The sequence below is a fragment of the Methanothermobacter sp. genome (genome assembly GCF_030055425.1).
Taxonomy (GTDB): Archaea; Methanobacteriota; Methanobacteria; order Methanobacteriales; family Methanothermobacteraceae; genus Methanothermobacter.
In genome coordinates this window covers 16,432-40,371 of sequence record NZ_JASFYE010000003.1, presented here as the reverse complement: position 1 = coordinate 40,371, position 23,940 = coordinate 16,432, and the positions used below count along the sequence as shown (strand labels likewise).

Here is a 23,940-nt window from a genome sequence, read left to right as displayed (position 1 = left end):
ATGAACTGAACACTCATGGGTTTATGATGAATGAGCACCTCTCATCCCCCCTTGCATAGCATTCTGTCTCCTGTATTTCAACATCAGAATTGAAGTATCTGCCAAAGACTGCCTCTAGTATCCCTGAGTCCAGGGCACAGGCAGATTCCCCGATGTCAGGGAGCAGCCCGCATTCAAAGCAGTCGTAGGCCCTGATTATAAGTGGATCCGTGCTTTCCACCTTGAGGGTCCCCAGCCGGTTTATCCTCCAGAATCTTCCCAGGTTTTCAAGGAGGTCCTCAAGGTTCTTCGCGCTTAAACTGGGGTATATGACCTCCCCTATCTTCAATCCCACCTCGTGGAGAATGGGGTCGATGTTCATACCCTCCTTTATGAGTTCAACCCGGAGTAGATGGAACATCAGCCTGAAGAACTCAAATGGATCCCCCACTGAGGTCAGGTGCTCTGCAAGAAACTCTGTTTTTTCCTCATCCAGTTCCCGGCGCTTTTTTCTTCTGAGTTTACCCAGATACCTTGAGTTTATTGAGAAGACCTTTATTCTCCTATCTGCCGGGTCCTGCCTTTCAACTATAAGGCCAGCCATTCTGAGATCCGAGAGGTGCTTTGATACCGTGGACTTGGATTTACCGGTTATTCTGACTATATCCTGAAATCTGAGTTCCCTCTTCATGAGTTCCGATAGTATAAGTGATTTAACGGGACTCTCGATTACCTCTATTCCATTATCTGTTGCAAATATTGTGAACTGCTGTCTTTCCCTCATCGAGCAGTGTTATGTTTCACCACCCATAAAATTGTTTCACTACCATAGAACAGAAAAAATTATATATTAGTTCGTAGGTTATAGTACATTCGATGACATACGAACTAAATATCCGGTGATAAGATGAAGGCCGCAGCAAAAAGAATATCCGATGGAGTATACTGGACGGGAGTCCTGGACTGGGATCTTAGAAACTACCATGGATACACCCTGCAGGGAACCACATACAACGCCTACCTTGTCTGTGGAGATGAAGGGGTTGCACTGATAGACAACTCCTACCCCGGCACATTTGATGAGCTCATGGCAAGGGTTGAGGACGCCCTGCAACAGGAGGGAATGGACGGGATTGACCACATAGTCCAGAACCACGTTGAAAAGGACCACAGCGGGGTCCTTCTGGAACTCCACAGGAGGTTTCCTGAAGCCCCCATCTACTGCACAGAGGTGGCTGTTAAGGGGCTCCTGAAACACTACCCCTCCCTCAGGGGAGCAGAGTTCAGGACCGTGAAAACAGGGGATGTGCTTGATCTTGGCGGGAAGACACTGACATTCCTGGAGGCCCCGCTGCTCCACTGGCCAGACAGCATGTTCACACTCCTTGATGAGGAGGGGATACTCTTCTCAAACGACGCCTTCGGGCAGCACCTCTGCTACCCCCAGCGCTTTGACAGGGAGATATCAGAATACGTCCTCATGGATGCCGCCAGGAAGTTCTATGCAAACCTCATAACCCCGGTCTCAAAGCTGGTACTCAAAAAATTCGATGAAGTTAAGGAGCTTGGGCTTCTCGAAAGGATCCATATGATCGCCCCATCCCATGGGCAGATCTGGACAGAGCCCATGAAGATCATAGAGGCCTACACAGGCTGGGCCACCGGCATGGTGGATGAGAGGGTCACGGTGATCTACGACACCATGCACGGCTCAACCAGGAAGATGGCACATGCCATAGCAGAGGGAGCCATGAGCGAGGGGGTCGATGTTAGGGTCTACTGCCTCCATGAGGATGACAGGAGCGAGATCGTGAAGGATATACTTGAAAGTGGCGCCATAGCACTTGGAGCCCCCACCATATACGACGAGCCCTACCCCAGCGTCGGAGACCTCCTCATGTACCTCAGGGGCCTCAAATTCAACAGAACCCTCACCAGGAAGGCCCTTGTATTCGGGTCAATGGGTGGAAAGGGTGGTGCCACAGGCACCATGAATGAGCTCCTTGCAGGGGCAGGATTTGATGTCATTGACGAGGATGAAGTGTACTACGTGCCCTCAGGTGAGGAACTCGACGCCTGCTTTGAGGCAGGGAGAAAACTTGCAGCTGAAATAAAGAGGTGAGTAACATGAACGAAAACAGGACAGGCATATGCAGGGATACTGAAATTGAAAAGGTGGTTGATGCCAATTTCAGGGGTGAATGCGCCGAGGTTGGCATGTATCTTGCAATGGCGAGGCAGGCCCAGAGGGAGGGCCTCGCTGAGGTGGCAGAGGCCCTCAGAACAATAGCCCTCGAGGAGGCTGAGCATGCCGCCAGGTTTGCAGAGCTCAATGGCGTGATCAGAGACAATCTCAAGGAGAACATCGAGATGATGCTTGAGGGTGAAGAGGCTGCCAGCAGGGAAAAGGGTGAAGCGGCCCTCAGGGCCGCGGAGTGTGGTGTTGATGAGGCCCGTGATTTCTTCCATGAGAGCTCAAGGGATGAGGGAAGGCATGCCCGTATGCTCAGGGGCATTCTTGAGAGGTACTTCAAGGGGTAGAGATGTACGTCTGCAGGATATGCCAGTACCAGGTCCCTGACAGGGAGTTCAGCGAACTTGGGGATGGCTGGGTCTGCCCCCAGTGTGGTGTGGGAAGAGACCAGTTTGAGCACTCCACCGATTCATCATCCCCTGAGCAGCCATTCATGCTCATGTTCAGGGCCATCACAGAGAGCCTCTGGAAGGTCCTCGGCAATGGTTCCCAGGGAGTCACAAGGGAGATGGGCTTCGTCCTGGCAGAGATCATTGACCCTGAGGATCCAGTAAAATCAACAGCAGAATACTTCCTCAGCCATGGATTCGCAGCATCCATCGAGTGCTCTGAAGGAGAGAAGCATGTGATGGATGTGAAAAACTGCAGGTTTTATGGTTTCTGCCGCTCCCTTGAGGACGATGGGGTCACAGTATCCACCTGCCCCTATGCAAACACCGCTGCAGCGGCCCTTGAGACCTCCACAGGATACAGGTACAGGATAAGGAGGTTTCCAGGGGAATACGGCCACATCATCGAACTTTCAGGAGTATCAAAAAAATAGGGGCTGCCAGATCATCCCATCATCCTCTTAATTGAATTTTTTTCTTATCCCTGCCAGATAAAACAGAATTTTTATGAATTGAATAAAATCAGGGCCCTGTACTATTTATTATAAAGGTTGGCGTAGGATGGTTCAGACGCTATTTCCCCCACTATCCTCTCTGCAAGTTCAAGTGATCTTTCACTGCCATCAACCAGTATGTAAAATGCCCCCTCGGCACCGCAGACTCCTCCAGCTGCAACAGGCTCTGCAGATCCGCCTGTTAGAAGTTCCAGGGCATCAATCTCGGTGAATACCCTGCCTGGTATTGGAAGCATCCCGGGCCCCTCGGCAGCTGCTGAGTTGAGTTTGAGTGCAGTAGAATCAAGGTCCCCGGGTATTATCTTCTCAAGGCACACGGGTACTATAAGCCCTGTTTTTCTCCCCACAGCGGCCTGGAGTGCAGCAATTACCGTGCCCCCCATTGGGTGGCCTATGTAGACAGCGGCCCTTCCTGATTGATAGTCGAGGGCGTTGGCACCCTTGAGTATGAGGTCCCCCCTTCCAAGTTCGTCTGCAACATCAAATATTTCAAGACCACGTTCCCATCTGCCGTCTCTGATCACGACGTCGCCTGGAAAATCTGTGCCCATCCGACCCATATCCTCCCTGCTGATATTTTCGGGGACTGTTATACCCCTGTGAAAGCCCCTTCGATCAAATCCATCCTCACCGATTCCTGCCAGGATCTCCTCTGCTATGTAGCCATTGGTTGTCCCTGCAATTATAACGAGGGTTCCATCCTCAAGAACCCTCTCCACCTCTGGGTGCTGAAGCATTCCCCTGGCAATCAGGCGTTTACCCGCCGCAGGGGTAATGAGAAACTGCCTCATTTCAATCATCCTGCTTGCTGTTCACCCTTTTGAGTTTTTCACAGGCATCCTCCGCTGCGAGGATTATGGGGTCTATGACCATTGAAACAGGGGGCGCATATGAAAACTCGGTCCAGGCAAGGTCTGAACATGTGAGTCCCTGTGATATTGCAAGTGACATGGTGTCAACCCTTTCAGCCACCCTCTCCTTTGCAACCATCTGGCACCCGATTATCCTTCCCCTGAGGTCACATATCATTTTCACATCAATTCTCTCGGCGCCGGGATAGTATCTGGCCTTTGTAAGGGCCCTCTTCTTTCCTGAGACCACCTTTATCCCGCTCTGGAGTGCCATGACCTCTGTGAGTCCAACAGCACCGAACTCGAGTTCACCTATCTTTGATACCATGGCGTTGAGAACTGGTCTGAAGGTTGCATCAATACCCACTATGTTCCTTGCAGCCACCCTGGCCTGTCTCACGGCAGTTGATCCCAGTGGTGACTGGGTCCTGAAGCCTGTCACGGCATCGTAGACCTCAACGCAGTCACCGACGGCATAAATGTCAGGTACACTTGTTTGCATTCTCTCATTGACCTTCACTGCCCACTGTCCCAGTTCGCATCCCGCCATCCGCGCAAGTTTTGTCTCTGGCCTCACCCCTGTTGCGAGGACCACCAGGTCGGCCTCAATGCACTCATCTCCCACAGCAACCGCCTCGACCCTTTCGTCTCCGGTTATCCTCTCAAGTGCCTTTCCAAGGACAACCCTTATCCCCTTCTCCTCAAGGTACTCCTGTACTATGGCTGCCATGTCCGGGTCCAGGGAACGTGGGACGATCTGTGGCAGCATCTCTGTCACGGTGACCTCAAGCCCCATTTTCAGGAGCCCATATGCTATCTCAAGACCTATGAGCCCTGCGCCCACCACCACGGCTTTTTTACTTTTGGAGGCCCATTCACTTATCCTCTCACCATCTGTGAGTGTCCTTATGGTGAACACCCCCTCAAGGTCAACCCCCTCCACCGGTGGTATGAATGGAGAGCCCCCTGTTGCAAGGACAAGGACGTCGTAGGGTATTTCCTGGCGTTTACCATCCTTCACATAGGTCACGGTTTTTTTATGGGAGTCAACCTCTTCCACCTCGGTTTCTGTGAGGATATCTATGTTGCGTTCCCTGTAGTCCTCTGGCTGGTGCATCACTATATCATCAAAGCACTCAACCTCCCCGCACATAACGTAGGGTATGGCGCAGGGTGAATATGCCACGTGCTTGTCACGGGTTATAACAGTTATCTCTGCATCCTTATCATATTTTCTTATGTTTGAGGCCGTTGAAAGTCCCCCGGCCCCTCCTCCAACTATAACAACTCTCATTTATTCCTTTCTCCCTCAGAGTTATCACTTATGGTTTTATTTTTTATCTCATAAATAACTCAGATATATTTATAAATTTGAATTTATGAATAGATTTTCAGTGCACTGATTTATGTCCCAGAAACTGTAAAGGGAACCACTTCGATGCATGAATAGATTTTCAGTGCACTGATTTATGTCCCAGAAACTGTAAAGAGGATCACCATGAAGAAGAGGGTTCTTTTCATATGCAGAAACAACTCAGGAAGGTCCCAGATGGCTGAGGCTCTTCTCAGGAACATGTATGGGGAGCACTACCATGTCCAGAGTGCTGGAAGCCAGCCAAGGGAAATCAACCCCCTGACAGTGAGGGTCATGGAGGAGATTGGAATCGATATGAGCTCCCATAAGCCCACCGACCTCAGGGAACTCGAGGGTGAGGAGTTTGATTTGGTTGTGAGTCTCTGTGATGAGGCATGCCCTGTATTCCTGGGGGGTAAGAGGTACATGCATGCAGAGTTTCCAGACCCTGCAGGTGGGGATATAGCCAGATTCAGAAGGATACGTGATGAGATTGCAGAGTGGATAAGGACTGAATTCAAGCCGGAGGATGATTGAATGGTAAGGGTTGCAATAGTGACAGACGGCCCCTACGGTGAAAGGGCCCATGAGAACATAGGTGAGGAGTTTGAAACAGATTTCATTGAACTCAAGGCTCCCTCAGGCATATTCGCAGATGAAGTTGAAATACCAGAGGAAAAGATTGAGCAGATAGTATCAGCGGATATCGTTATAACCTACATCCTCCACCCTGACCTCACACTTGAACTTGTGGACCGCATCCACAATAATGTTGACTGGATAATAGTGGGTGCCTGGAGGGGTGAGGGCTTCAGGAATCAGCTACTGGGCTACGGGAATGTCACAGCACCAGAGAACATGTGCGACCTTGAGGAGAACGGGAATCCGTCCTTTGATGAATTCGTATCAAAATTTGGAAAGCCAGTGGTTGAGGTTGATGTTGAAGAAGACAGAGTAAAGAACATAAGGGTCCTCAGGTGTTCACCCTGCGGTGCAACACGGTTTGTTGCAGAGGAACTTGTTGGGACTGAGGTGAAGGATCTGCCTGTCCGTGCAGGTCTTAAGATACAGCATTACCCCTGCAGAGCCGCCAAGATGAGGTTATTTGCAGATGATGAGTGCAAGAAGGAGCTGGCGGCCAGAATCCACTGTGAGGCCTTTGAGAGGGCACTTGAAAATCAGTGAAAACTATCATTATTATTCATAATAAATTATTTATTTTATGGATACGAAGATAGATCCATGGAGAAAAAACTGCTCACAATAGTCCTCCTGGAGGGGCCCTACCGCCACCAGTATGCTGACATAGCATCAGAACTGGCAGAAAGCGCCATTAAAAACGGGTACGATGTTAACATATTCCTTTACATGGATGGAACACATGTACCGAAAAGGGACCAGGCCCCCCAGTCATTCCCCAATGTTGCAGAAAAATTCCGGGCCCTTGTACGGTCCGGTGTTAATGTGATATCCTGCATAAGGTGCTCCACCGCAAGGGGCTACACCTGTTCAGAGAAGCCCTACATAAAGGGTGTGGAGATAAAAAGTGTTTATGAACTGGCAGAATGGATAAAGAAAAGCCACCGTGTGATAAGTCTGGGTTGTTAAAATGAAATCCTCACTCATAATAATAGACAGGGCCCCCTACGGGTCTGAAGATGCATTCAGTGGTTTCTACGTTGTCATAGCATGTCTGAACAGTGGCCTTGACTCTGATGTTCTCCTAATGGAGGACGGTGTCTACGCTGCAGTTGCAGATCAGAAATCAGAGAGCATAGGCTACCCCAATGTGGAGGAGCTCACATACCTCATATTTCCAGAGGGGAGCATACTGGTACACGAGGGATCCCTCAGGGAGAGGGGGCTTGTGGAGGAGGACCTTGTTGAGGCTGCAGAGATAATAAACGATGAGGAGCTCCATGAGATAATCTCTGCAAAGGGTGAAACCGCAGTTATCAGGATATGAGGTGCCTTTATGGAAATGGATGAGGTTAAAAGGGAGCTCATCCCTGATGGGCCCCTTGTAAGGGAGGTTACACTTAAACAGGTTAAGCCATGCATTGCAAGTGAGGGGAAGATAAGGGTCCTTATGGAGCTTGACTCTGAAATCGGAGACATCATCCCCCTCCTGGCAAATATGTATCCGCCGGGTGCTGTGAATTATGTTAAGAAGAAAAACATTCTCACCCTCACCATCTACGACAGGCTCATAAGCCTCTACCCCTCAGGGAAGGTCAGCATGAACAAAAACCATGACGTGGATGAGGCCTTTGATATCATAAGGAGGATCATGGAAAGGATAAACCAGGCACACGAGGCCTACATGAGGGGTGTGCGTGGAAGGGACGTGGAAAGCATTGGACCCCTCGATATACAGAGGTGCCTCCCTGGCAGCAACTGTGGAGAATGCGGTGAATCAACATGCATGGCCTTTGCAATGAAGCTCCTGAACGGTGAGCAGAAACTCGATAACTGCCACCCCCTCAAGGAGCCATGGATGCAGGAGAATGTCCATTGCCTCGAGAAACTTCTTGGTGAGCAGCTCATGGAGACACTTGGGTGGAGCGGTTACTGATGGGTTCTGTTGGGTTCCTTGTAACTAAAAGTCCATCTGAACTGGGTTTCAGGACATTCCTTGACCTTGTGGGGATATGGAGGGAAGATGAACTCATCGTATACCTCATATCCAGTGGTGTGTATGCTGCAATGAAAAAAAACAGGTATTCCCACACCATCAGAGAACTGTCAGAGACCGAGGCTGTTTTTGCAAGGAAGGAAGATCTAATGGCAAGGGGCATAACCCGTGACATGCTCATCGATGGTGTGGAAATACTTGAGGGTTTTGACAGGATAGTTGTGGATATCATGGAGAAGCACCGGATGGTCTTCACCATCTAATCTTCCGGTTTTACAGGTTTTCTTGCGCCCCTTATACCTCCACGGGAGACCATGATTTCACCTCCATTCTGTGATCATAAACCAGTCAGAGTACCTGCCGTGTAGACAAGGAAGGACACAACCCAGGCAACCAGCAGGGAATATGCGGGGGAAAAGAGGGCCCATTTTGTACCGGCCTCCTGTTTTATTACGGCAAGTGTTGCAAGGCAGGGGGTGTAGAGCAGTATGAATACCATGAAGGAGAAGGCCTCCAGTGGCGTGAAAATCCCCTGAATGGTTGCTGCAACATCACCGGTGCCGTATACCGTCCCGAAGGTACTTATTACAAGCTCCTTTGCGGCAAAACCGAATATGATTGCAACCGCAGAATGCCAGTCCCCAAAGCCCAGTGGCTGGAAAATGGGTGCGATCACTGACCCTGTAATCCCCAGGATTGATGATGAAACGTCGCCTGCCGGGAAGTTTGATAGGAACCATATCACCAGAGAACCTGCCAGTATGATGGTCCCTGCCCTCTTTATAAACTGAACACCCCTCAGGTAGGTGTGTATGAGCAGTGCCTTAATTCTCGGCACCCTGTAGGGTGGAAGCTCCATGAGGAACAGGGACCTTTCACCCCCCACGATTCTATCACCGAGTAAGCGGGCGGTCAGTATGGCCACCAATATTCCAAGAATGTAAAGTGAGAATATCACCCAGCCCTGGTAGATAACCGGGAAGAGGGCTGCTGTGAATAGCACATAGACAGGGAGCCTTGCGCTGCATGACATGAAGGGCACTGTTAGTGCCGTTATTATCCTCTCCCTCTCAGAGTCTATCGTCCTTGTGGCCATGACGCCAGGTACGCAGCATCCAAAACCCAGCACCATGGGGATGAATGACCTTCCACTGAGACCCCCCAGGGTATTCATCACACGATCCATGACAAATGCCGCCCTGGCAAGGTAACCTGAATCCTCAAGGAATGACAGGAGGAAGAAGAGGATGAATATGTTTGGTATGAAGACCAGGACCGACCCTACACCACCTATCACCCCATCAGATAGGAGAGATGCAAGCAGGGAATCACCCATGATACCATGAACCGTAGCTGCAAGGTATGAAAAGGCGGAATCCAGCAGGTCTGTCAGTGGGGCCCCTGCAGTGAATGTCAGCTGAAAAATCAGCCACATCACCCCAAGGAGTACCGGAAGGCCAAGGTACCGGTTGAGCGCAATTCTGTCAATAATCTCTGAGCCTGTAACCCGATCCACTGGGGGCTTTCTGAGTGTACTCTCAAGGAGGGCCTCTATAAGCCCATACCTGGCATCGGATACAATTACGTCGGCCTTCACAGAGTATTCATCCTCAAGGATCCTGCGAATCCTCCTGAATTCATCATGAACTTCCTCCCCGACCATTGAGGCCACCCTCTCATCGCCCTCAAGGAGCTTTATGATGATCCATTGTGGTGGAAATTTGAGTTCGCTGCTCCTGATGAGTTCATATAGCCTGCTCAGAGATTCATGTCTCAGGAATTCATATCCTGGGGTCCTGGGTTCGTCTTTACTCCATTCAATTACCCGTTCAAGGAGATCATCCTGCTCGCCTTCAGTTGCCTCGATCCTCACAACAGGTACACCAAGGAGTTCCTCAAGCTTCCCATAGTCCAGAATGTAACCCCTCCTCTCGGCCTCGCGGTTGAGGTTCACTGCAATGATGGTGTTAAGGCCAAACTCCATTATCTGGAGGGCAAGGTAAAGGTTTCTTTCGAGATTGGATGCGTCAACAACGTTTATCACAAGATCAGGAGGCTCCTCAAGGAGGTAATCTATAACCACCCCCTCCTCTGGAGAACCAGCTGTGAGGCTGTAGGTTCCGGGGAGATCTATAACCTCAAGGTCACATCCCCTGAACTGGAGGTGGCCCTCCTTCTTTTCAATGGTTTTGCCTGGCCAGTTGCCTACGTGCTGGTTTAGACCGGTGAGGCTGTTGAAGAGGGTGCTTTTACCAACATTGGGGTTTCCTGCAAGGGCTATTTTCAGTGACAAGCTAATCTCTCCTCACCCTTATCCTTGAGGCCTCCTTCCTGCGGATGGATAAGGGGTGGCCCCTGACCCTCACCTTGAGTGGGTCGCCGAGGGGTGCAACCTTTTCAATGGTTACCCTGGAGCCCCTGACGATCCCCATTACCGTGAACCTGTGCTTTATCTTACCGGCAATATCAACTGAGGTGACCGTTACCCTTTCTGATTCGGATATTCTATCGAGTGTAGTTTCCATGACACCACCTTTTTAGGTATTCCTAAACTTTAGTTATACCTAAATCACCATCACATATAAATTTTTAGGTTTTCCTAAAATGGGTTCCATGGGGGTGAAAATAGGACAATAAAAAAAAAATAAAAATTAGGGATTTAATTTCTTCCCTGATAGAAGTATCCTGCTCCAAGGAGGCATACAATTCCTATGATACCAGCAAGAGCATAGAGCGGTGTCTGGGTGCTTGCTGAACCGCTCTGACTTGAAGCAGCAACCTCATAGGCCTTACCTGACTCACCGGCAGGTTCTGACTGTGAAACCTCACTGGCCTCAGATGACTCACCAGAACTGGCAGCCACACTGGGTGCGGAACCTGATCTTCCACCTACTGAACCTGATGACGGTGCACCGGTCTCTCCGGCGCCATTGCCATCGCTATCTGTTCCTGTGGAGATATCAGACCCCGTATCAGATCCAGGCACATCAATGGATTTGCCTGTGGCTGCGGCCATTGCACTTGCAAACTTCCTCAGAGCAGCCTGGTTAAGGGAGGAGAGCTTCACAACCCACTCATTGAAGACGATGTTGGCACAGGTATGGTGACAGCAGACAACACCATACTCATTGACCGCCGAGATATACTCATCTGCAAGCCTCTGAAGCGTTGCTGAATCAGCCCTCCACAGACCCCTCCTGCTGGCCTCAAGAAGCCATGCCACGGTGGAAGCATACGAGTAGGGCTGAGCACTCCTGAACCTGTCCCTCACAGAGGAATCAAGGACATAGGTCTCAGCGACCCTCTGCCACATCCAGTCCTGTACAAGTTCAGGTGTAACTGCGCTCCACCCGAAGAGGTGTCCTATCTCCTTTGAGATCTGATGCCCCCCTGAGAATCCCTGGCTGAGCATTCCCTCAATCCACTTGGGGTTGTAGGTCCTTGTCCTCAGTTCAGCTGCAAGGAAATCTGAGAGTGTCTCAATCCTCGGGGTGAACCTTGTGTTGGCAATGTAGGATGCAACATTCTTACCTGACATTGCCCTTGCAGCCATTGTGAGCCCTCCAAGGTACTGGTAGACATCATCGTTGTCCAGGACCCCGTAAACACTGTCCCTCACCTGCACGGTTGCATCTACATTTGATAGCTGCTTCATGAAGACCTCCTTCGCATCAATGGCGTATAAGTCCTTTCCATAGATGAATCCCATGTGGTTAAGGTAGGTTTCAACGAGCTGTGACTGGTTGTTCCACTTGGCAGTGGACTCCACAACAGCCGGTATCCCTGTACCGTAACTTCCAGGTGCGCTGCCGAATATCCTTGCTCCTGCAAGTGTATCTGCCATTGGCAGGCCCCTGGCGGTGTAATTTGTGAGATCCTGAAGGTAGTGTTTTCTGAGATAGTTCTGGTTCACCGGTTCATCCAGTTTCATCACAAGCCTTATTGCCTCGTCCATCCTGTCTATGCTGTAGGCAAAGGTATCCCTGAAGAGCCCGCTGATGGTTACAAGGACATCGATCCTTGGCCTTCCCAGGGTTGCAAGGGGGGTCACGTTGATCCCTGTGAATCTTCCTGACTTATCCCATACCGGCTCAGCACCTATCAGTCTCAGCACCATGGCTATTGTCTGTCCATTGGTCCTCATGGTTTCAATGGCCCAGAGAACAACCCCAACGGTTTCAGGGTACCTGCCGTTCTTTGCAAGGTAGTCTGCTATGAGATCATCGGCCATCTTCTTACCGATCTCCCATGCAGCCCTATCCGGTGCCAGTCTGGGGTCAAAGGAGTAGGAGTTCTTACCTGTCGGCAGTAGATCAGGTATCCTGATGGGGTCGGCGCCTCTTCCCGGCTCAACGAATCTGCCCTCAAGGGCCCTCAGGAGATTGCTGATCTCACAGTCACTGGCCAGCTTCTCCCTTATGGCGTTCCTGAACTCTGTGGTGTTACGTGTCGCCGGGTCAAAGCTCACAATGGCCTCAACCATTGCATCAAGTAGCTGACCGCTCAGTGGTTCTCCGAATACATGCAGACCGTAGGGTATCAGTGTTGCTGAAAGTTCATCGAGTCTGTGTTCAATCCTGTCAAGGGCCTCCTCAAAGGATGCGTTGAGGTCAAGGTTCAGTTCCCTGTGAAGGTCCAGTTTCACCGTGAGGTTCTTTATCTCCTCTGCAATTATCAGTTTACGCTGGGGATCCTCTGATGAGTGGTAGCTGTTGATCTTGTGCTGGAGTTCAGCCAGGTCACCGTAGAGTTCACCCACAACCATGGGTGGGATGTTGTGGTTGATGAGCACCGCATATCCCCTCCTCTTGGCCTGTGTTCCTTCACCGGGGTTGTTGACGATGTAGGGATAGATGTGGGGAAGATCACCTATCATGACGTCTGGCCAGTCAAGTGAGGAGAGTCCAACGGATTTTCCTGGCAGCCACTCAAGGGTTCCGTGTGTTCCGAGGTGTATAACTGCATTGAAGTTCTTCTGAAGCCAGAGGTAGAATGCCAGGTACTGGTGGTGGGGTGGGAGCGTGGTTGAGTGTATGAGGTCAGCTGCGTCCTCTCCAAAACCGCGCATTGGCTGTGGTCCAAGGAATACGTTTCCAAGCATCACGCCGGGTATCACGATGCTGCCATTGTATACCATCACGTTCCCTGGTGCTGGCCCCCAGGTTGCTGTTATGTTGTTCCTGAGGGCTTCAGGAAGGAGGCTGAACCATGCCAGGTATTCTGATACGGGTATGGTCACTGCACCTGCCTTCACAACCTTTGCAAGTTCCCCTGGGGCCCATGATCCCACATTGAGGCCCGGTCCAAGGAGTATGCTGATTACCTCTGCAGTTGACTTTTCATCCACCGTGTAGCCCGCTGCCTTCATGGCCCTCAGTATCGTGCTTATGCTCTCTGGTACGTTGAGGTAGCTGGCACTGATACCATCCTTACCTCCCCCTATGTTGTAGTAGATAAGGGCTATCTTCTTCTCTGAGTTTGAAAGTTCCCTCAGTTTCACCCAGTTGATCATTCTCTCTGTGAGCCTCTCTATCCTGTCGGGTATGGGTACGTAGTACGTGTACCTCAACCCTGTCTGAGGGTCAACCATCTCTACGCCGCCACCGATCATGATGGGCTCTATTCTCCCATCAATCTCTGGCAGGGCTATCTGCCAGTAGACCTCGGATGAGAGTCCTGATATGCTCTCGTTCCATGTTTTGAGGTTTGACGCATATACCGCTGAAAGTGCGGGCACATCAAGTTCCCTCAGTATGCTGGTGGAGTTCACCGGATCCCCGTTGTAGAGGTTGAAACCCATACATGTTATGAGTCCGCTTATTCTCGGTGTCCTGTTGCCATCCAGGAAGAACTTCTCTATGACATTCCTCTTTGTTGGTGTGTCCGCTGCAAACCCGAGTATCACATTGTAGCCCTTGCGCTCGAGGCTATCAACTATCGCCGTGTGCATCCTCATGTCGCTTCCACGGTAGTAGGTGTCAAAGGTCAGGATACCTATCCATGGTTTTCCCGGCTTGTAGTGTCCGCTCTGCACATACCAGGAATAGTACTGGTCCCAGCTGGTGAACTGCTGTGCTGAGTCAGGATGGTAGACAAAGGACTTTATGGCTGGAATTGCTGTGAGGTTCTCCCCTGTTCTGAGCTTCATCCCCACATCCCTCAGAAGGAGAAGCATCATCCTCCTGAAATTTTCAGGGCCCCCCTGGTCCCATATATTCTTAACAGTTGCATTGTCCTCGCCTATCTGGGGATAGCTCTTGAAGGTGTTCCCTGTTCCTATGGCTATGATCCTTCTTGCTGATGTGACGTTGAGGATCTGGTTGACCTTTGCAACCGTGTTTGGACTGCTTATCATCTGTATAAGTATCACGTCGGCCCTTCTGCCAGCCTCAATGGCTGCTGCATCGATCTGCGGGTCGTTTCTCAGGAGTTCATCATTGGTGAACATTGAGAGGTTGAATCTGTAGCCGTTCTGGCCTGCCAGTTTATACCCCTCCACTATCGCCTTTGTACTGGATGTTGACCCGGTCAGTATCAGAAGGTTGTAGTGGGATGAGTTCTCTGCAATAACGTCCCCAGTGGTGTTGCTGCTGTTATCCGATGCTGAAACACCTCCTGTAAACATGAGTACAATGATCAGAATTAATGGAATCACTGATCTTCTCATCTTTTCACCTCCATTTAATTTTATTTTAAATCAAATATTGTTGAATTAAGATTTATATAAAATTTGCTTTAATAATAATAAAGTATATTTTAATATACATCCATGAATTTAAATATATTGAATAAAATATAGTCTTATGATACCCCCGAATCCATTGAGAGGTCAGACACAGCTGACCGGAATGTTGTGGATTTATAGGGAGTTTCAATGAACTCATCAACATCTGGGTGATGGAAATGCCATGGTTTGCTGGATATCCACGTGAAAAAATAAAATGGTACCCCACAATAGACCTTGAAAAATGCGTAAAATGTGGTATGTGCATGAACTGTGGACAGAAGGTCTACAGATGGACAGAAGAAGGACCTGTGGTTGCACAGCCCTACAAGTGCGTTGTCGGTTGCAGCACCTGCGCAACCCTCTGCCAGGGAAACGCAATAACATTCCCTGATAGGGAAAAATTGAGGGATCTCTACAGAAAAGAAGGTATCTGGGCCAAGGTTAAAAAAGAACTGCTCAAAGAAGGTAAACTGAACCCTGAAGAGTGATGGATTTCTTTTAAAGCTGGGTCACTGAAAAATCTAATGGGCTTACTGTCTTAAGGCAGTGAGATTGTGCATAAACCCTTCTCAGGTCAGTGACCCAAAAAAATACACTGATGAACCAACATATCCTTATCCATGACAAAAAAGATGGTCGGGGTAAGGTGCCAGTGCCATGAGCCCCCTGCCAGGGAGAGCGGCATGAGGACGGTTATGTGTCCCCGCTGTGGTAAGGTCTACAGGACCGATAAGGAAGACGATGTCTGCTTCAGCTGCCAGAGGCGCTGATCAGAACATCGGTCGGCAGCGTATAGCTCAGCTATCAGAACATCATCAGGATACCACGCCCTGTACCCCAGATTATACTCACCGCTATGATGAGTATAACAAATATGGAGACATAGCTGACCGCCGGTTTAACAATCCTCTCCGGTAACCTGTAGCGCAGGAGCTCCTCAAACATGAGGCCTCCATCAAGGGGCTTGGCAGGCAGAAGGTTCACAGTACCCACAGCGAAGTTCAGGAAGAATATCCAGAAGAAGAGCTCCTCCAGGTATGTGAGTGCAAATGGCAGGGTGCCTCCAAAGACAGATGCCACAGACTCCCTCACCTGCAGGTGGTTACTGGTCCTAATACCCATGTAGGCCCTGCTTGAGTTGTTGGGGTTTCTGCCTGTCTTGAGCCTGAAAGTCCCCTGATCAGTGTCTATTGTGATAACCTCACCAACCCGTATCCTCTTAAGGGCCATTCCATATGTGGTGAGGTTTGTGGTTGGCATTCCATTTATGCTCTCAATAACGAGGCCCGGTTTGAGGACCTCACTTGCAGGACTTCCAGGGACCACACTGTCTATCTGAACACCATCGGCCTGAAAGGCCGCGGGCATGGCATATGCTGAAATACCAAAGAAGAGTGCAAAGCATATACCCGCAAGTATGAGATTGGCCACTGACCCGGCGGCATATATCCTCAACTTTGAAATAGGGCTCACCTTCTTGATGTCATCCTCATCAGGTTCAACGAAAGCACCCGGAAGTATTGCCAGAAGAAGGAGGCCAATGGATTTTATGCGGACCCCCTCAACCCTTGCAAGTATCCCATGGGCGAATTCATGCACCACTATTACCGTGGCAAGGCCCAGTATACCGTAACCCAGAGGCACATAAACCGGTGACCCTGGTATGTCAACACCCGGCACGATGAGTGATGCCTGTGGAGTCACAAATATGTTCTGAAGGGACATCACCATAAGGTAGAGCATGTAAAACATGAAGAAGAACGCCACAGGGATGCCTGCATTCAGTATCCACCTCCAGAGTCCTGGGTGGCCTGACGCGATGCTGTCGATGAATCCCCTCATCCTCTTTGTTCTCCGCAGGAGGAGGGGTCCCTGTATCTCAATCTTGAACCTGTCCCTGAAAAGAACAGCGAATGTCCATATCAGGATAAATGCGATGACGTAAAACCACAGTGCATTCATATTACATAACACCTGTTTTAATGGTTGTTGAAGCGCTCATATAAAAGCTATCATTCATATGTGCTGGGATGGTTTCAGAGTGTCATTGAATCAAAGAGGAGGACCTCACACTCCTCACCTTCAGCTATACCCTCAAGGTTCTCATCTATTACTATGTAGGCATTTGACTCCACCATTGACCTTATTATACCCGAACCTCTGCTCTGGACAGGTTTGACTGTTCCGTTGTCTGCACTTGCCCGTACGTATTCCGTCCTGCCGGGTCCAGATGCAACCTTGCCAAGACACCGCCTCTTCACTGTCCTGTGCCTGTAATCCATGTGCTGCATCCTGAGAAGATAATACCTTGCAAGGACGTCAAACTGCACCATGGCAGCGACAGGATACCCTGAAAGCATGAAAACGGGTTTACCTTCAACCATTCCAAACGCCACAGGTTTTCCTGGCCTAATTGCCACCCCATGGAATAGTACGTCGCCAAGGCTGTCCACAGCATCCACAACCACATCCCCACGACTCACCGCTGTTCCGCCGGTTGTTATGACCATATCATATTCCTTCACTGCCCCTCTGATTTCATCCACTATGATATCCATGTCGTCGGGGGCGTGGATAACCTCTGCCTCCCCACCTGCACTCTCTACAAGGGCCTTGAGGGTGTAGAGGTTTGAGTTGGGTATCTTGCCTGGTTCAAGGTCCGCTGAAGGTTCCATGAGTTCATTACCTGTTATTATCACCTTTACCAAAGGCCTTTTATACACCCTCAGCTGGCTGTAACCGGCCGATGCCGCCATGGCAATTTCTGCAGGTCTTAGGAGGGTTCCTTTACTCAGAACTGTATCCCCTGCCCTGAAATCCTCGCCTGCCGGTGCCACGTTCTCTCCAGGAAATACCGGTCTTACAACACTGATCTCAGGTCCTGAACTGACAGTGTATTCCTCCATGACAACAGCGTCCGCTCCGCTGGGTATGGGGGCTCCTGTTGCGATTTTAACAGCCTCCCCCCTACCCACATCCACATCAGATACATCCCCCGCCCCTATGGAGTCGATGACAGTGAATCTTGATGGATTCTCAGGGGAGGAACCGAATGTGTCCTCGGCCCTAACCGCGTATCCATCCATCGCTGACCTGTCAAAGGGTGGGGAGTCAAATCTGGCTTTTAAATCCTCCGCAAGAACCCTTTTATGGGCATATAGCAGATCCAGGGTTTCAGTATCAGTTAATCTCTGATTCTCATCAAGAATCCTGAATGCATCCCTCACTGGTATGAGTTCTGATAGAAACATGTGACCATCACCGCTTAAGTACTGTTTATACTATTAATATATAAAGGGGATATAAATTCCCGCTGGAAAAGAATCTTTGATTCGTGGAGGTTTCATGATAGAGGTGGACTCTGTCTCTAAAAGCTTTGGAAGAATAAGGGCCCTTGATAACCTCAGCTTCAGTGTGAGGGAAGGGGAACTCATGGGCATAATCGGCCACAACGGTGCCGGTAAGACCACCGCAATACGGATAATAGCAGGGATACTGCACCCTGACTCTGGCACGGTCCATGTGGGTGGCTATGATGTTACCAGGGACCCCCTCAGGGTTAAAGCAATGATAGGTTATCTTCCAGAGGAACCCAACCTCTATGAGCGTTTCAGGGCTGCGGATCTCCTGAGGTACTTCGGTGAACTCTATGGTGTCCCCGGCGATGTGCTGGATGATAGGATATACGAGTTACTTGAACTTGTGGGTATGAGTGAACGTGCAGAGGACCCCATAAACACATTCTCCAAGGGCATGCGGCAGAGGATCGGGATAGCAAGGGCCCTCATACATGACCCTCCAATCATAATATTCGATGAGCCCACCATGGGCCTTGACCCGGCGACAGCATTCTCAATAAGGGAATTCATAAGGGAGCTGAAGGGCTCAAGGACCATGATACTCTGCACCCACTACATGGAGGAGGCCGACTACCTCTGTGACAGGGTTGCCATAATAAACAGGGGTCATATACTCGACATTGGAACACCTGATGAACTCAAATCCAGGGTCCGGGGGGACCTGATACTTGAAGTTAAGGTCTCAGAGCCCTCACTGGTCAGCAGAGAATCTCTTATGAAGGTAAGTGGTGTTAAATCCATTGAAATCGATGGTAAAATCATCAGGTTATCCCTTGGTAGCCGTGAATCCATAACAGAGGTTATAGAGAATATTCCTGGAACTGTCTTCAGTGTGAACACCCGGGAGGCAACACTGAACGACGTGTTCATACAGAGCCTGAAGGGGTCCTAGATGAATCTCCTAACAGTTACAAAATGGGAACTCAGGGGCACATTCAGAAGCCGTAAATTCCTCTTCATATTCATATTCCAGATACTGGTACTTTCACTCACCATATTCATGTTCAGCGGCTTCATTGAGATGATCGGTGAGGGAAGCACTTTCACCCCCTCCCTCAGGGGTTTTGCAGAGCTCAGTGTCACCGACCCCTCAGGTATCATCTCCGGGCAGCTGAACCCCGACGTCCTCTATATACATGGTGGTGCACCATCCAGGCTCCTGGTCGATAACTTCACAGGCATCCCCCTGAATGCAACACTCTACCTTGACTATTCTGATCCAAGAAGGACCGTTGTGAGGGACGAGGTGGAAGCCGCGGTTGAAAGGGCCTCCACCATTATAACCAGGGAACTCATTGAAACCCCAACACCGAGACCTGAGGTCCGTGAGGAGACAAGGGGTGAGGCCCTTCCACTTCAGCTTGTGAGACGGGTCATGGTTTCCATTCTCCTCTTTCTCCCGGTTTTCCTGTTCGGAAACCTCGTGGTGGACAGTATCGTGGGTGAAAAGGAGAGGAAAACAGGTGAAGCCCTTATTGCAATGCCCATAAGGCGCTCTGAGATAATCATCGGGAAGTGCCTCTCTGTTACCGCGACGGTGGCTTTGCAGGTGGGTGTATGGATGATCCTAATAATGGCGGCCGGTTTTCAGATAAGCAACCCGGCAGGTGCCTATCTAACCGTTGTGCTCTCATCAACACCCATCATAGGGCTCACGGCACTCATATCGGTCTATGCAAAGAACTACCGTGAGGCCGGGATAGGTATAACCTTTGCCTACATAATCGCAGCAGCATACCTGATTGTGCCGGCCCTAGCCTACATGGCGGGTTCCTCAGGGTCCCTCTCACCCATGACCCTCACCATAAAGCTGATAGCCGGGGTTAACCTGAATGCAGCTGACCTCATACCGCCCCTGTTCTCGGTCATCATACTCAACATCCTCTTCTATGGCCTTGCAGTCAGATTATTCAGCAGGGATGATGTGGTTTTTGGTCCAAGGCCCGGTATTTTAAGGTTGATGGTGAGACCATGAAACTGAAGGCCATTACAGTTAAGGAAGCACGGGACATATTCTCAAACAGGATCTACATGCTGCTTGTCCTCGTGCAGGTCATAATAATACTGGGTGCCTATGGACTTGCAGTTGTAAGTTCAGTTGCAGCGGATCCAGAGCTCATTGGGGAGTGGGGTGGTTCCAAGTTCCTCAAGGTGGGTGTTGTGGGGGATGAACGTCTGCTCATTGAGGGCCTTGAAAGGGAGGGTCTGGGTGTTACGGAATTCCCGGATCTTGCTGATGCCAGGAAAAGTTTGGGTTCAGGGGTGGTTGCCATTGTCTACACCAGCGGTGGGGATGTCCGTATCGAAGCAGACACCGGCAGTGCATTCTACACCATCATGAGCGAAAGGCTTCAGCGTGCTGCCTCCTGGTACGCGGAGCAGAAACAGCTCAGAGACTCAGGAATCCCTGCATCCACAGTCAAAGCCCTGGAGAATCCCGTTAAACTTAAAATTATCCCCATTAACAGGGAAAGGTATGCTCCCCTTGCAGTTGAAAGCTCCTACTTTGTGGAGATAATGTACGGGTTCATAATACCCTTCGTGGTTTTCCTCCCATTCTTCCTTGGGAGTAACATTGTAACCGACAGCGTGGTTGGCGAGAAGGAAAGGAAAACCTTCGAGGTCCTCCTGATGGTCCCTCTATCCGAGACAAGCATCATTCTAGGTAAGATAACCCCTGCACTCATTTTTTCATTCATTCAGAGCATCCTGTGGCTCGGGATAGTTATACTCCTTGGGGTGCCGGTTTACAATATCCCCCTAATGTCCATCATAATGTTCCTCACGGGACTGGGGTTCACAGGGACCGGCCTCTTCATATCCATCCTTGCAGACAGCACAAAGGAGGCCAACTCTGCCATCACTGTGGTGCTCTTCTTTGCGACATTCCTGCTCTTCGTGCCCCTATTCATGGATATGGGGATCCTCAACCCAATAATACGCTTCATACCCAGCATCATAATGGTCAAGCTCTCATCAAGCCCATATCTCAACCCGGGTCTCATATATGACATGTTACCAGCGGCCCTTTTATCTGTAATCCTCTTTGCGGCTTCAGTGGTCTCATTCAGGAGGGAGGGAGTCATAAGACTCTGAAATTCAAAAAAAGCATGTTTTTTGTCTCATCACGTTATAAGACTCTGAATCCTCACAAAAAATCTGTTCAGTGGGCGAGGAGCAGCATCACAGCCCCGGCACCGACGGGAATGGTTAGGTTATCCTCAACCGGGGTGTAGGCCTCCACCAGCATTCCCGCAAGAGCCCCTGTAAATGCTGTTAGGGGGTCAAGGAAAAAGAGGGCCCCCATGAACCCTGCAAAGAGGAAGGCCACTGAACCCTCAATGCTCTTATCAGGGTTAAAGGGGAGGGTATGTGAACCATACTCCCTGCCAATGATTGTGGATAGTGAGTCACCAAGGGTGAGTATTATAACTGAGGCACTGGCCACTGAAATGTTGAAACCAAAGAGGGCATATGTTAGGGCCATTCCCAGAAAGTAGTAGATGAAGCCCCTCTCGGTATCATCCCTCCGGCAGCTCCTGAGAACATAGGAGAAGAAGGGGAGGGTGAACCTCCTGTCAAGCTGAAATATCACCTCACCCATGAGTGCTGCTGTGAGTGAGAGTGCCACCATGGGGAGGGAGCCGAGGTAGCCTGCAAGGATCACGAACACTATGCCTGCTGCATGTATGATCTGCCTGAAGAACTCCCTCCTGTACCTCAAAAAAACACCTATGTGGACATGTATGCCTCAATAACCCCATGGTAGGCATCATAAAGTTCAGATACATCCAGTGCCACATCATCAAATTTCAGGGTGCTGCCACCAGTGGTTCCTATGACAGCACAGGGCACTTCAATTTCCTGGATTATCTCCTCCACGGATCCCGTCACGGTTAGGATGTACCTTCCATTTGATTCAGCGAATAGGGCCTCATGGATGTTACTGAAGCTTCCAGGGATCTTCCCTGTGTCTATGGTTGCCCCGATACCTGCCTTTATGGCCATCTCAGCGACTGCAACACCTATACCACCTGCTGAACAGTCATGGATTGCCGTTACCTGATTCCCGAATCTTTCAATTATCTTCCTGACTGAGTTTGCAGCGTCAAATTCTGCCCTGAGATCTGTTTCGGGTGGCTTACCATCAACAATGCCATGAACTGTCCTGAGGTACTCTGAGGCGCCCAGTTCAGGTTTTGTATCCCCGATGACGAGTATCTTCTCGCCCTCGGCCTTGAAGTCCATTGTCTTTATGTTATCAAGTGCTAGCCTCCCTGCGACTCCAACCACGGGGGAGGGGTTCACTGTGACCCCCTCGGTTTCATTGTAGAAGCTCACGTTACCGCTTATTACCGGCGTGCCGAAGGTCTCTGCCATCTCAGCCATTCCCCTCACGCATTCCCTGAACTGCCAGAAAACCTCTGGTTTCTCCGGGTTTCCGAAGTTGAGGCAGTCCACTATGCAGAGTGGCCAGGCGCCCATTGAAACAACGTTCCTTATTGCCTCCCCCACAGAGGCTGCGCCGCCACCGTATGGGTCCAGCTTTGTGTGGATGCTGTTGCAGTCAACGGTGAGCGCAACTCCCGTCTTCTCATCGACCCTGAGGACCGCTGCATCATCACCAGGTTTCACAACGGTCCTTATCTGAACCTCATGGTCGTACTGGCGGTAAACCCACCTCTTACTTGCAATGTTAGGTGATGACAGGAGTTTAAGGAGCGCTTCATTGAGAGGGGGGTGCTTGACCTCCACCTGCCCCTCAGGTAAATCTGGTTTTTTTGCCTCCCTTTCAATTACAGGGGGATCCGCGAGGAGTTTTGCTGGAAGGTCCGCTATAAATTTCCCTTGGCTTTCAACTATCATCCTTCCGGTATCTGTAACCTCCCCTATGACCGCGGCCGGGAGCTCATATTTCCTGCAGATCTCCATTGCCTCATCAACCCTGTCGGGGCTGAGAACGAAGATCATGCGCTCCTGTGACTCTGAGAGCATTATCTCATAGGGTGTCATTCCCTCCTCCCTCAGGGGTATCGCCTCCAGGTTGACCCTTGCACCGTTATCACACTTGGCCACGAGTTCAGAGATGCAGCACGTTAAACCCCCGCCCCCGAGGTCCTTCACGCCTGAAACCTCTATTTTCTCCATTATCTCAAAGCTTGCCTCCATCACCATCTTCTTGGTGAAGGGGTCGCCGACCTGAACCGCTGGCCGGTCCTCCAGTTCAGATGAACTGGTGAGTTCCTCCGATGCGAAGGTTACGCCATGGATTCCATCCCTGCCTGTTCTGCCCCCCATGAGGAGGAATACGTCTCCTGGCCGCGGGGCTATCCCCCGTTTTATCTCATCCTTGCGCACAAGGCCCGTGCACATAACATTCACAAGGGGGTTCAGCTGGAAGTTATCATCAAATTCAACCTCGCCTGCAACTGTTGGAACCCCCACACGGTTCCCGTAGTCTGATATACCCTTAACCACGTGTTCAAAGAGGTACCTTGATTTCTGGTCCTCAAGGTATCCGAATCGAAGGGAGTCAAGGAGGGCTATGGGCATGGCACCCATTGAGATTATATCCCTCAGAATCCCGCCTATACCGGTACCTGCACCCCCATATGGTTCTATCGCAGAGGGGTGGTTGTGGCTCTCAATTCCAATGGCCATGGCCAGCTCATCGGTGACCTCAACCACTCCGGCGTCATCACCGGGGCCTATGATTACCCCCTCACCCTCGGTTGGGAAGAGGCCGAGGACCGGGCGGCTGCTCTTGTATGAGCAGTGCTCAGAGAACATCACATCCAGCATCCCGTATTCGAGGGGATTCGGATCCCTCCCAAGTTCTTTCCTTATGAATTCAACCTCTGAATCTGTTAAAACCAT

At 50.3% G+C, this 23,940-nt stretch carries 24 protein-coding genes; 14 read left to right on the top strand and 10 right to left on the bottom strand.

From position 1 onward, the window contains the following. Positions 1 to 13 precede the first annotated feature (13 nt). Positions 14 to 763: a V4R domain-containing protein gene (locus QFX39_RS03805; protein WP_300477639.1), complete on the bottom strand. Its 750-nt coding sequence runs from the start codon at positions 761 to 763 to the stop codon at positions 14 to 16. A gap of 123 nt (positions 764 to 886) precedes the next feature. Between QFX39_RS03805 and QFX39_RS03800 the strand changes: the two genes are divergently transcribed. Genes QFX39_RS03800 through QFX39_RS03790 form a run of 3 tightly spaced genes read left to right on the top strand, consistent with a single transcriptional unit; the run spans position 887 to position 3,056 of the window. Further along, positions 887 to 2,101 (top strand): FprA family A-type flavoprotein, encoded by a 1,215-nt coding sequence (locus QFX39_RS03800; protein ID WP_300477638.1) that lies wholly within the window; start codon positions 887 to 889, stop codon positions 2,099 to 2,101. Between the two features lie 5 nt (positions 2,102 to 2,106). Beyond that, complete coding sequence (locus QFX39_RS03795; RefSeq protein ID WP_300477637.1) at positions 2,107 to 2,520, top strand: ferritin family protein; 414 nt, start codon at positions 2,107 to 2,109, stop codon at positions 2,518 to 2,520. Between the two features lie 2 nt (positions 2,521 to 2,522). Beyond that, positions 2,523 to 3,056 (top strand): rubredoxin, encoded by a 534-nt coding sequence (locus QFX39_RS03790; protein ID WP_300477635.1) that lies wholly within the window; start codon positions 2,523 to 2,525, stop codon positions 3,054 to 3,056. Positions 3,057 to 3,157: 101 nt separating this feature from the next. Here QFX39_RS03790 and QFX39_RS03785 read toward each other — a convergent pair whose 3' ends face one another. Continuing rightward, the gene (locus QFX39_RS03785; protein ID WP_300477633.1) at positions 3,158 to 3,937 is read right to left on the bottom strand and encodes a hypothetical protein; all 780 of its coding nucleotides are present in this window, start codon (positions 3,935 to 3,937) and stop codon (positions 3,158 to 3,160) included. Further along, positions 3,930 to 5,282 (bottom strand): FAD-dependent oxidoreductase, encoded by a 1,353-nt coding sequence (locus QFX39_RS03780; protein ID WP_300477631.1) that lies wholly within the window; start codon positions 5,280 to 5,282, stop codon positions 3,930 to 3,932. The genes QFX39_RS03785 and QFX39_RS03780 overlap by 8 nt, the downstream gene beginning before the upstream one ends. 204 nt (positions 5,283 to 5,486) lie before the next feature. Between QFX39_RS03780 and QFX39_RS03775 the strand changes: the two genes are divergently transcribed. The 6 genes from QFX39_RS03775 to tusB are packed head-to-tail and all read left to right on the top strand — an operon-like array spanning position 5,487 to position 8,240. Then, the gene (locus tag QFX39_RS03775) at positions 5,487 to 5,879 is read left to right on the top strand and encodes an arsenate reductase ArsC (RefSeq protein ID WP_300477629.1); all 393 of its coding nucleotides are present in this window, start codon (positions 5,487 to 5,489) and stop codon (positions 5,877 to 5,879) included. Beyond that, positions 5,880 to 6,527: a DUF166 domain-containing protein gene (locus tag QFX39_RS03770; protein WP_300477628.1), complete on the top strand. Its 648-nt coding sequence runs from the start codon at positions 5,880 to 5,882 to the stop codon at positions 6,525 to 6,527. A gap of 57 nt (positions 6,528 to 6,584) precedes the next feature. Continuing rightward, positions 6,585 to 6,950 (top strand): DsrE/DsrF/TusD sulfur relay family protein, encoded by a 366-nt coding sequence (locus QFX39_RS03765; RefSeq protein WP_300477627.1) that lies wholly within the window; start codon positions 6,585 to 6,587, stop codon positions 6,948 to 6,950. Position 6,951: 1 nt separating this feature from the next. Then, complete coding sequence (locus tag QFX39_RS03760; RefSeq protein ID WP_013296526.1) at positions 6,952 to 7,308, top strand: DsrE family protein; 357 nt, start codon at positions 6,952 to 6,954, stop codon at positions 7,306 to 7,308. A 9-nt stretch (positions 7,309 to 7,317) separates the two neighbouring features. Beyond that, entirely contained in the window at positions 7,318 to 7,917 is a 600-nt protein-coding gene (locus tag QFX39_RS03755; protein WP_300477626.1) for a (Fe-S)-binding protein, read from the top strand. Next, entirely contained in the window at positions 7,902 to 8,240 is a 339-nt protein-coding gene (gene tusB, locus QFX39_RS03750) for a sulfurtransferase complex subunit TusB (protein ID WP_300477624.1), read from the top strand. Before QFX39_RS03755 ends, tusB begins: the two co-directional genes overlap by 16 nt. A 74-nt stretch (positions 8,241 to 8,314) precedes the next feature. Here the strand turns inward: tusB and feoB are convergent, their stop codons facing one another. From feoB to QFX39_RS03735, 3 genes are all read right to left on the bottom strand, one after another. After that, a complete protein-coding gene (gene feoB / locus QFX39_RS03745; RefSeq protein WP_300477622.1) occupies positions 8,315 to 10,270 on the bottom strand; it encodes a ferrous iron transport protein B in 1,956 nt (651 codons plus the stop codon). Position 10,271: 1 nt separating this feature from the next. Next, positions 10,272 to 10,502 (bottom strand): ferrous iron transport protein A, encoded by a 231-nt coding sequence (locus QFX39_RS03740; RefSeq protein ID WP_300477620.1) that lies wholly within the window; start codon positions 10,500 to 10,502, stop codon positions 10,272 to 10,274. 134 nt (positions 10,503 to 10,636) lie between these two features. Next, positions 10,637 to 14,644 carry a cobaltochelatase subunit CobN gene (locus QFX39_RS03735; protein ID WP_300477618.1) on the bottom strand — a complete coding sequence of 1,336 codons (4,008 nt, stop codon included), beginning with the start codon at positions 14,642 to 14,644 and terminating at the stop codon, positions 10,637 to 10,639. 236 nt (positions 14,645 to 14,880) lie between these two features. Between QFX39_RS03735 and QFX39_RS03730 the strand changes: the two genes are divergently transcribed. Both QFX39_RS03730 and QFX39_RS03725 read left to right on the top strand, forming a co-directional pair. Further along, positions 14,881 to 15,192, top strand: a complete 312-nt coding sequence (locus tag QFX39_RS03730) for a ferredoxin family protein (protein ID WP_300477617.1) — start codon at positions 14,881 to 14,883, stop codon at positions 15,190 to 15,192. 132 nt (positions 15,193 to 15,324) lie between these two features. Further along, on the top strand, positions 15,325 to 15,474 hold the full coding sequence (locus tag QFX39_RS03725; RefSeq protein WP_300477616.1) for a hypothetical protein: 150 nt from the start codon (positions 15,325 to 15,327) through the stop codon (positions 15,472 to 15,474). 34 nt (positions 15,475 to 15,508) lie between these two features. Here the strand turns inward: QFX39_RS03725 and QFX39_RS03720 are convergent, their stop codons facing one another. Together QFX39_RS03720 and glp are read right to left on the bottom strand one after the other, a co-directional pair. Then, positions 15,509 to 16,666 (bottom strand): site-2 protease family protein, encoded by a 1,158-nt coding sequence (locus tag QFX39_RS03720; RefSeq protein ID WP_300477615.1) that lies wholly within the window; start codon positions 16,664 to 16,666, stop codon positions 15,509 to 15,511. A 74-nt stretch (positions 16,667 to 16,740) separates the two neighbouring features. Then, positions 16,741 to 17,955 carry a gephyrin-like molybdotransferase Glp gene (gene glp, locus QFX39_RS03715; RefSeq protein WP_300477613.1) on the bottom strand — a complete coding sequence of 405 codons (1,215 nt, stop codon included), beginning with the start codon at positions 17,953 to 17,955 and terminating at the stop codon, positions 16,741 to 16,743. A 94-nt stretch (positions 17,956 to 18,049) separates the two neighbouring features. Here glp and QFX39_RS03710 point away from each other — a divergent pair, with 94 nt between their 5' ends. From QFX39_RS03710 to QFX39_RS03700, 3 genes are read left to right on the top strand one after another with little or no spacing between them, the layout of a single operon-like run. Next, positions 18,050 to 18,955: an ABC transporter ATP-binding protein gene (locus tag QFX39_RS03710; protein ID WP_300477612.1), complete on the top strand. Its 906-nt coding sequence runs from the start codon at positions 18,050 to 18,052 to the stop codon at positions 18,953 to 18,955. Continuing rightward, a complete protein-coding gene (locus QFX39_RS03705; protein WP_300477611.1) occupies positions 18,956 to 20,038 on the top strand; it encodes an ABC transporter permease in 1,083 nt (360 codons plus the stop codon). It abuts the gene before it with no gap. After that, positions 20,035 to 21,159 carry an ABC transporter permease gene (locus tag QFX39_RS03700; protein ID WP_300477609.1) on the top strand — a complete coding sequence of 375 codons (1,125 nt, stop codon included), beginning with the start codon at positions 20,035 to 20,037 and terminating at the stop codon, positions 21,157 to 21,159. Before QFX39_RS03705 ends, QFX39_RS03700 begins: the two co-directional genes overlap by 4 nt. A gap of 67 nt (positions 21,160 to 21,226) precedes the next feature. Here the strand turns inward: QFX39_RS03700 and QFX39_RS03695 are convergent, their stop codons facing one another. Both QFX39_RS03695 and purL read right to left on the bottom strand, forming a co-directional pair. Then, positions 21,227 to 21,787: an SEC59/DGK1/VTE5 family protein gene (locus tag QFX39_RS03695; protein ID WP_300477607.1), complete on the bottom strand. Its 561-nt coding sequence runs from the start codon at positions 21,785 to 21,787 to the stop codon at positions 21,227 to 21,229. 8 nt (positions 21,788 to 21,795) lie between these two features. Beyond that, positions 21,796 to 23,940 carry a phosphoribosylformylglycinamidine synthase subunit PurL gene (gene purL, locus QFX39_RS03690; protein WP_300477605.1) on the bottom strand — a complete coding sequence of 715 codons (2,145 nt, stop codon included), beginning with the start codon at positions 23,938 to 23,940 and terminating at the stop codon, positions 21,796 to 21,798.

Coding starts and splice junctions, on each gene's coding strand:
- QFX39_RS03805 (WP_300477639.1), bottom strand. CDS start 763: ATGAGGGAAAGACAGCAGTTCACAATATTTGCAACAGATAATGGAATA.
- QFX39_RS03800 (WP_300477638.1), top strand. CDS start 887: ATGAAGGCCGCAGCAAAAAGAATATCCGATGGAGTATACTGGACGGGA.
- QFX39_RS03795 (WP_300477637.1), top strand. CDS start 2,107: ATGAACGAAAACAGGACAGGCATATGCAGGGATACTGAAATTGAAAAG.
- QFX39_RS03790 (WP_300477635.1), top strand. CDS start 2,523: ATGTACGTCTGCAGGATATGCCAGTACCAGGTCCCTGACAGGGAGTTC.
- QFX39_RS03785 (WP_300477633.1), bottom strand. CDS start 3,937: ATGATTGAAATGAGGCAGTTTCTCATTACCCCTGCGGCGGGTAAACGC.
- QFX39_RS03780 (WP_300477631.1), bottom strand. CDS start 5,282: ATGAGAGTTGTTATAGTTGGAGGAGGGGCCGGGGGACTTTCAACGGCC.
- QFX39_RS03775 (WP_300477629.1), top strand. CDS start 5,487: ATGAAGAAGAGGGTTCTTTTCATATGCAGAAACAACTCAGGAAGGTCC.
- QFX39_RS03770 (WP_300477628.1), top strand. CDS start 5,880: ATGGTAAGGGTTGCAATAGTGACAGACGGCCCCTACGGTGAAAGGGCC.
- QFX39_RS03765 (WP_300477627.1), top strand. CDS start 6,585: ATGGAGAAAAAACTGCTCACAATAGTCCTCCTGGAGGGGCCCTACCGC.
- QFX39_RS03760 (WP_013296526.1), top strand. CDS start 6,952: ATGAAATCCTCACTCATAATAATAGACAGGGCCCCCTACGGGTCTGAA.
- QFX39_RS03755 (WP_300477626.1), top strand. CDS start 7,318: ATGGAAATGGATGAGGTTAAAAGGGAGCTCATCCCTGATGGGCCCCTT.
- QFX39_RS03740 (WP_300477620.1), bottom strand. CDS start 10,502: ATGGAAACTACACTCGATAGAATATCCGAATCAGAAAGGGTAACGGTC.
- QFX39_RS03735 (WP_300477618.1), bottom strand. CDS start 14,644: ATGAGAAGATCAGTGATTCCATTAATTCTGATCATTGTACTCATGTTT.
- QFX39_RS03730 (WP_300477617.1), top strand. CDS start 14,881: ATGCCATGGTTTGCTGGATATCCACGTGAAAAAATAAAATGGTACCCC.
- QFX39_RS03725 (WP_300477616.1), top strand. CDS start 15,325: ATGACAAAAAAGATGGTCGGGGTAAGGTGCCAGTGCCATGAGCCCCCT.
- QFX39_RS03720 (WP_300477615.1), bottom strand. CDS start 16,666: ATGAATGCACTGTGGTTTTACGTCATCGCATTTATCCTGATATGGACA.
- glp (WP_300477613.1), bottom strand. CDS start 17,955: ATGTTTCTATCAGAACTCATACCAGTGAGGGATGCATTCAGGATTCTT.
- QFX39_RS03710 (WP_300477612.1), top strand. CDS start 18,050: ATGATAGAGGTGGACTCTGTCTCTAAAAGCTTTGGAAGAATAAGGGCC.
- QFX39_RS03705 (WP_300477611.1), top strand. CDS start 18,956: ATGAATCTCCTAACAGTTACAAAATGGGAACTCAGGGGCACATTCAGA.
- QFX39_RS03700 (WP_300477609.1), top strand. CDS start 20,035: ATGAAACTGAAGGCCATTACAGTTAAGGAAGCACGGGACATATTCTCA.
- purL (WP_300477605.1), bottom strand. CDS start 23,940: ATGGTTTTAACAGATTCAGAGGTTGAATTCATAAGGAAAGAACTTGGG.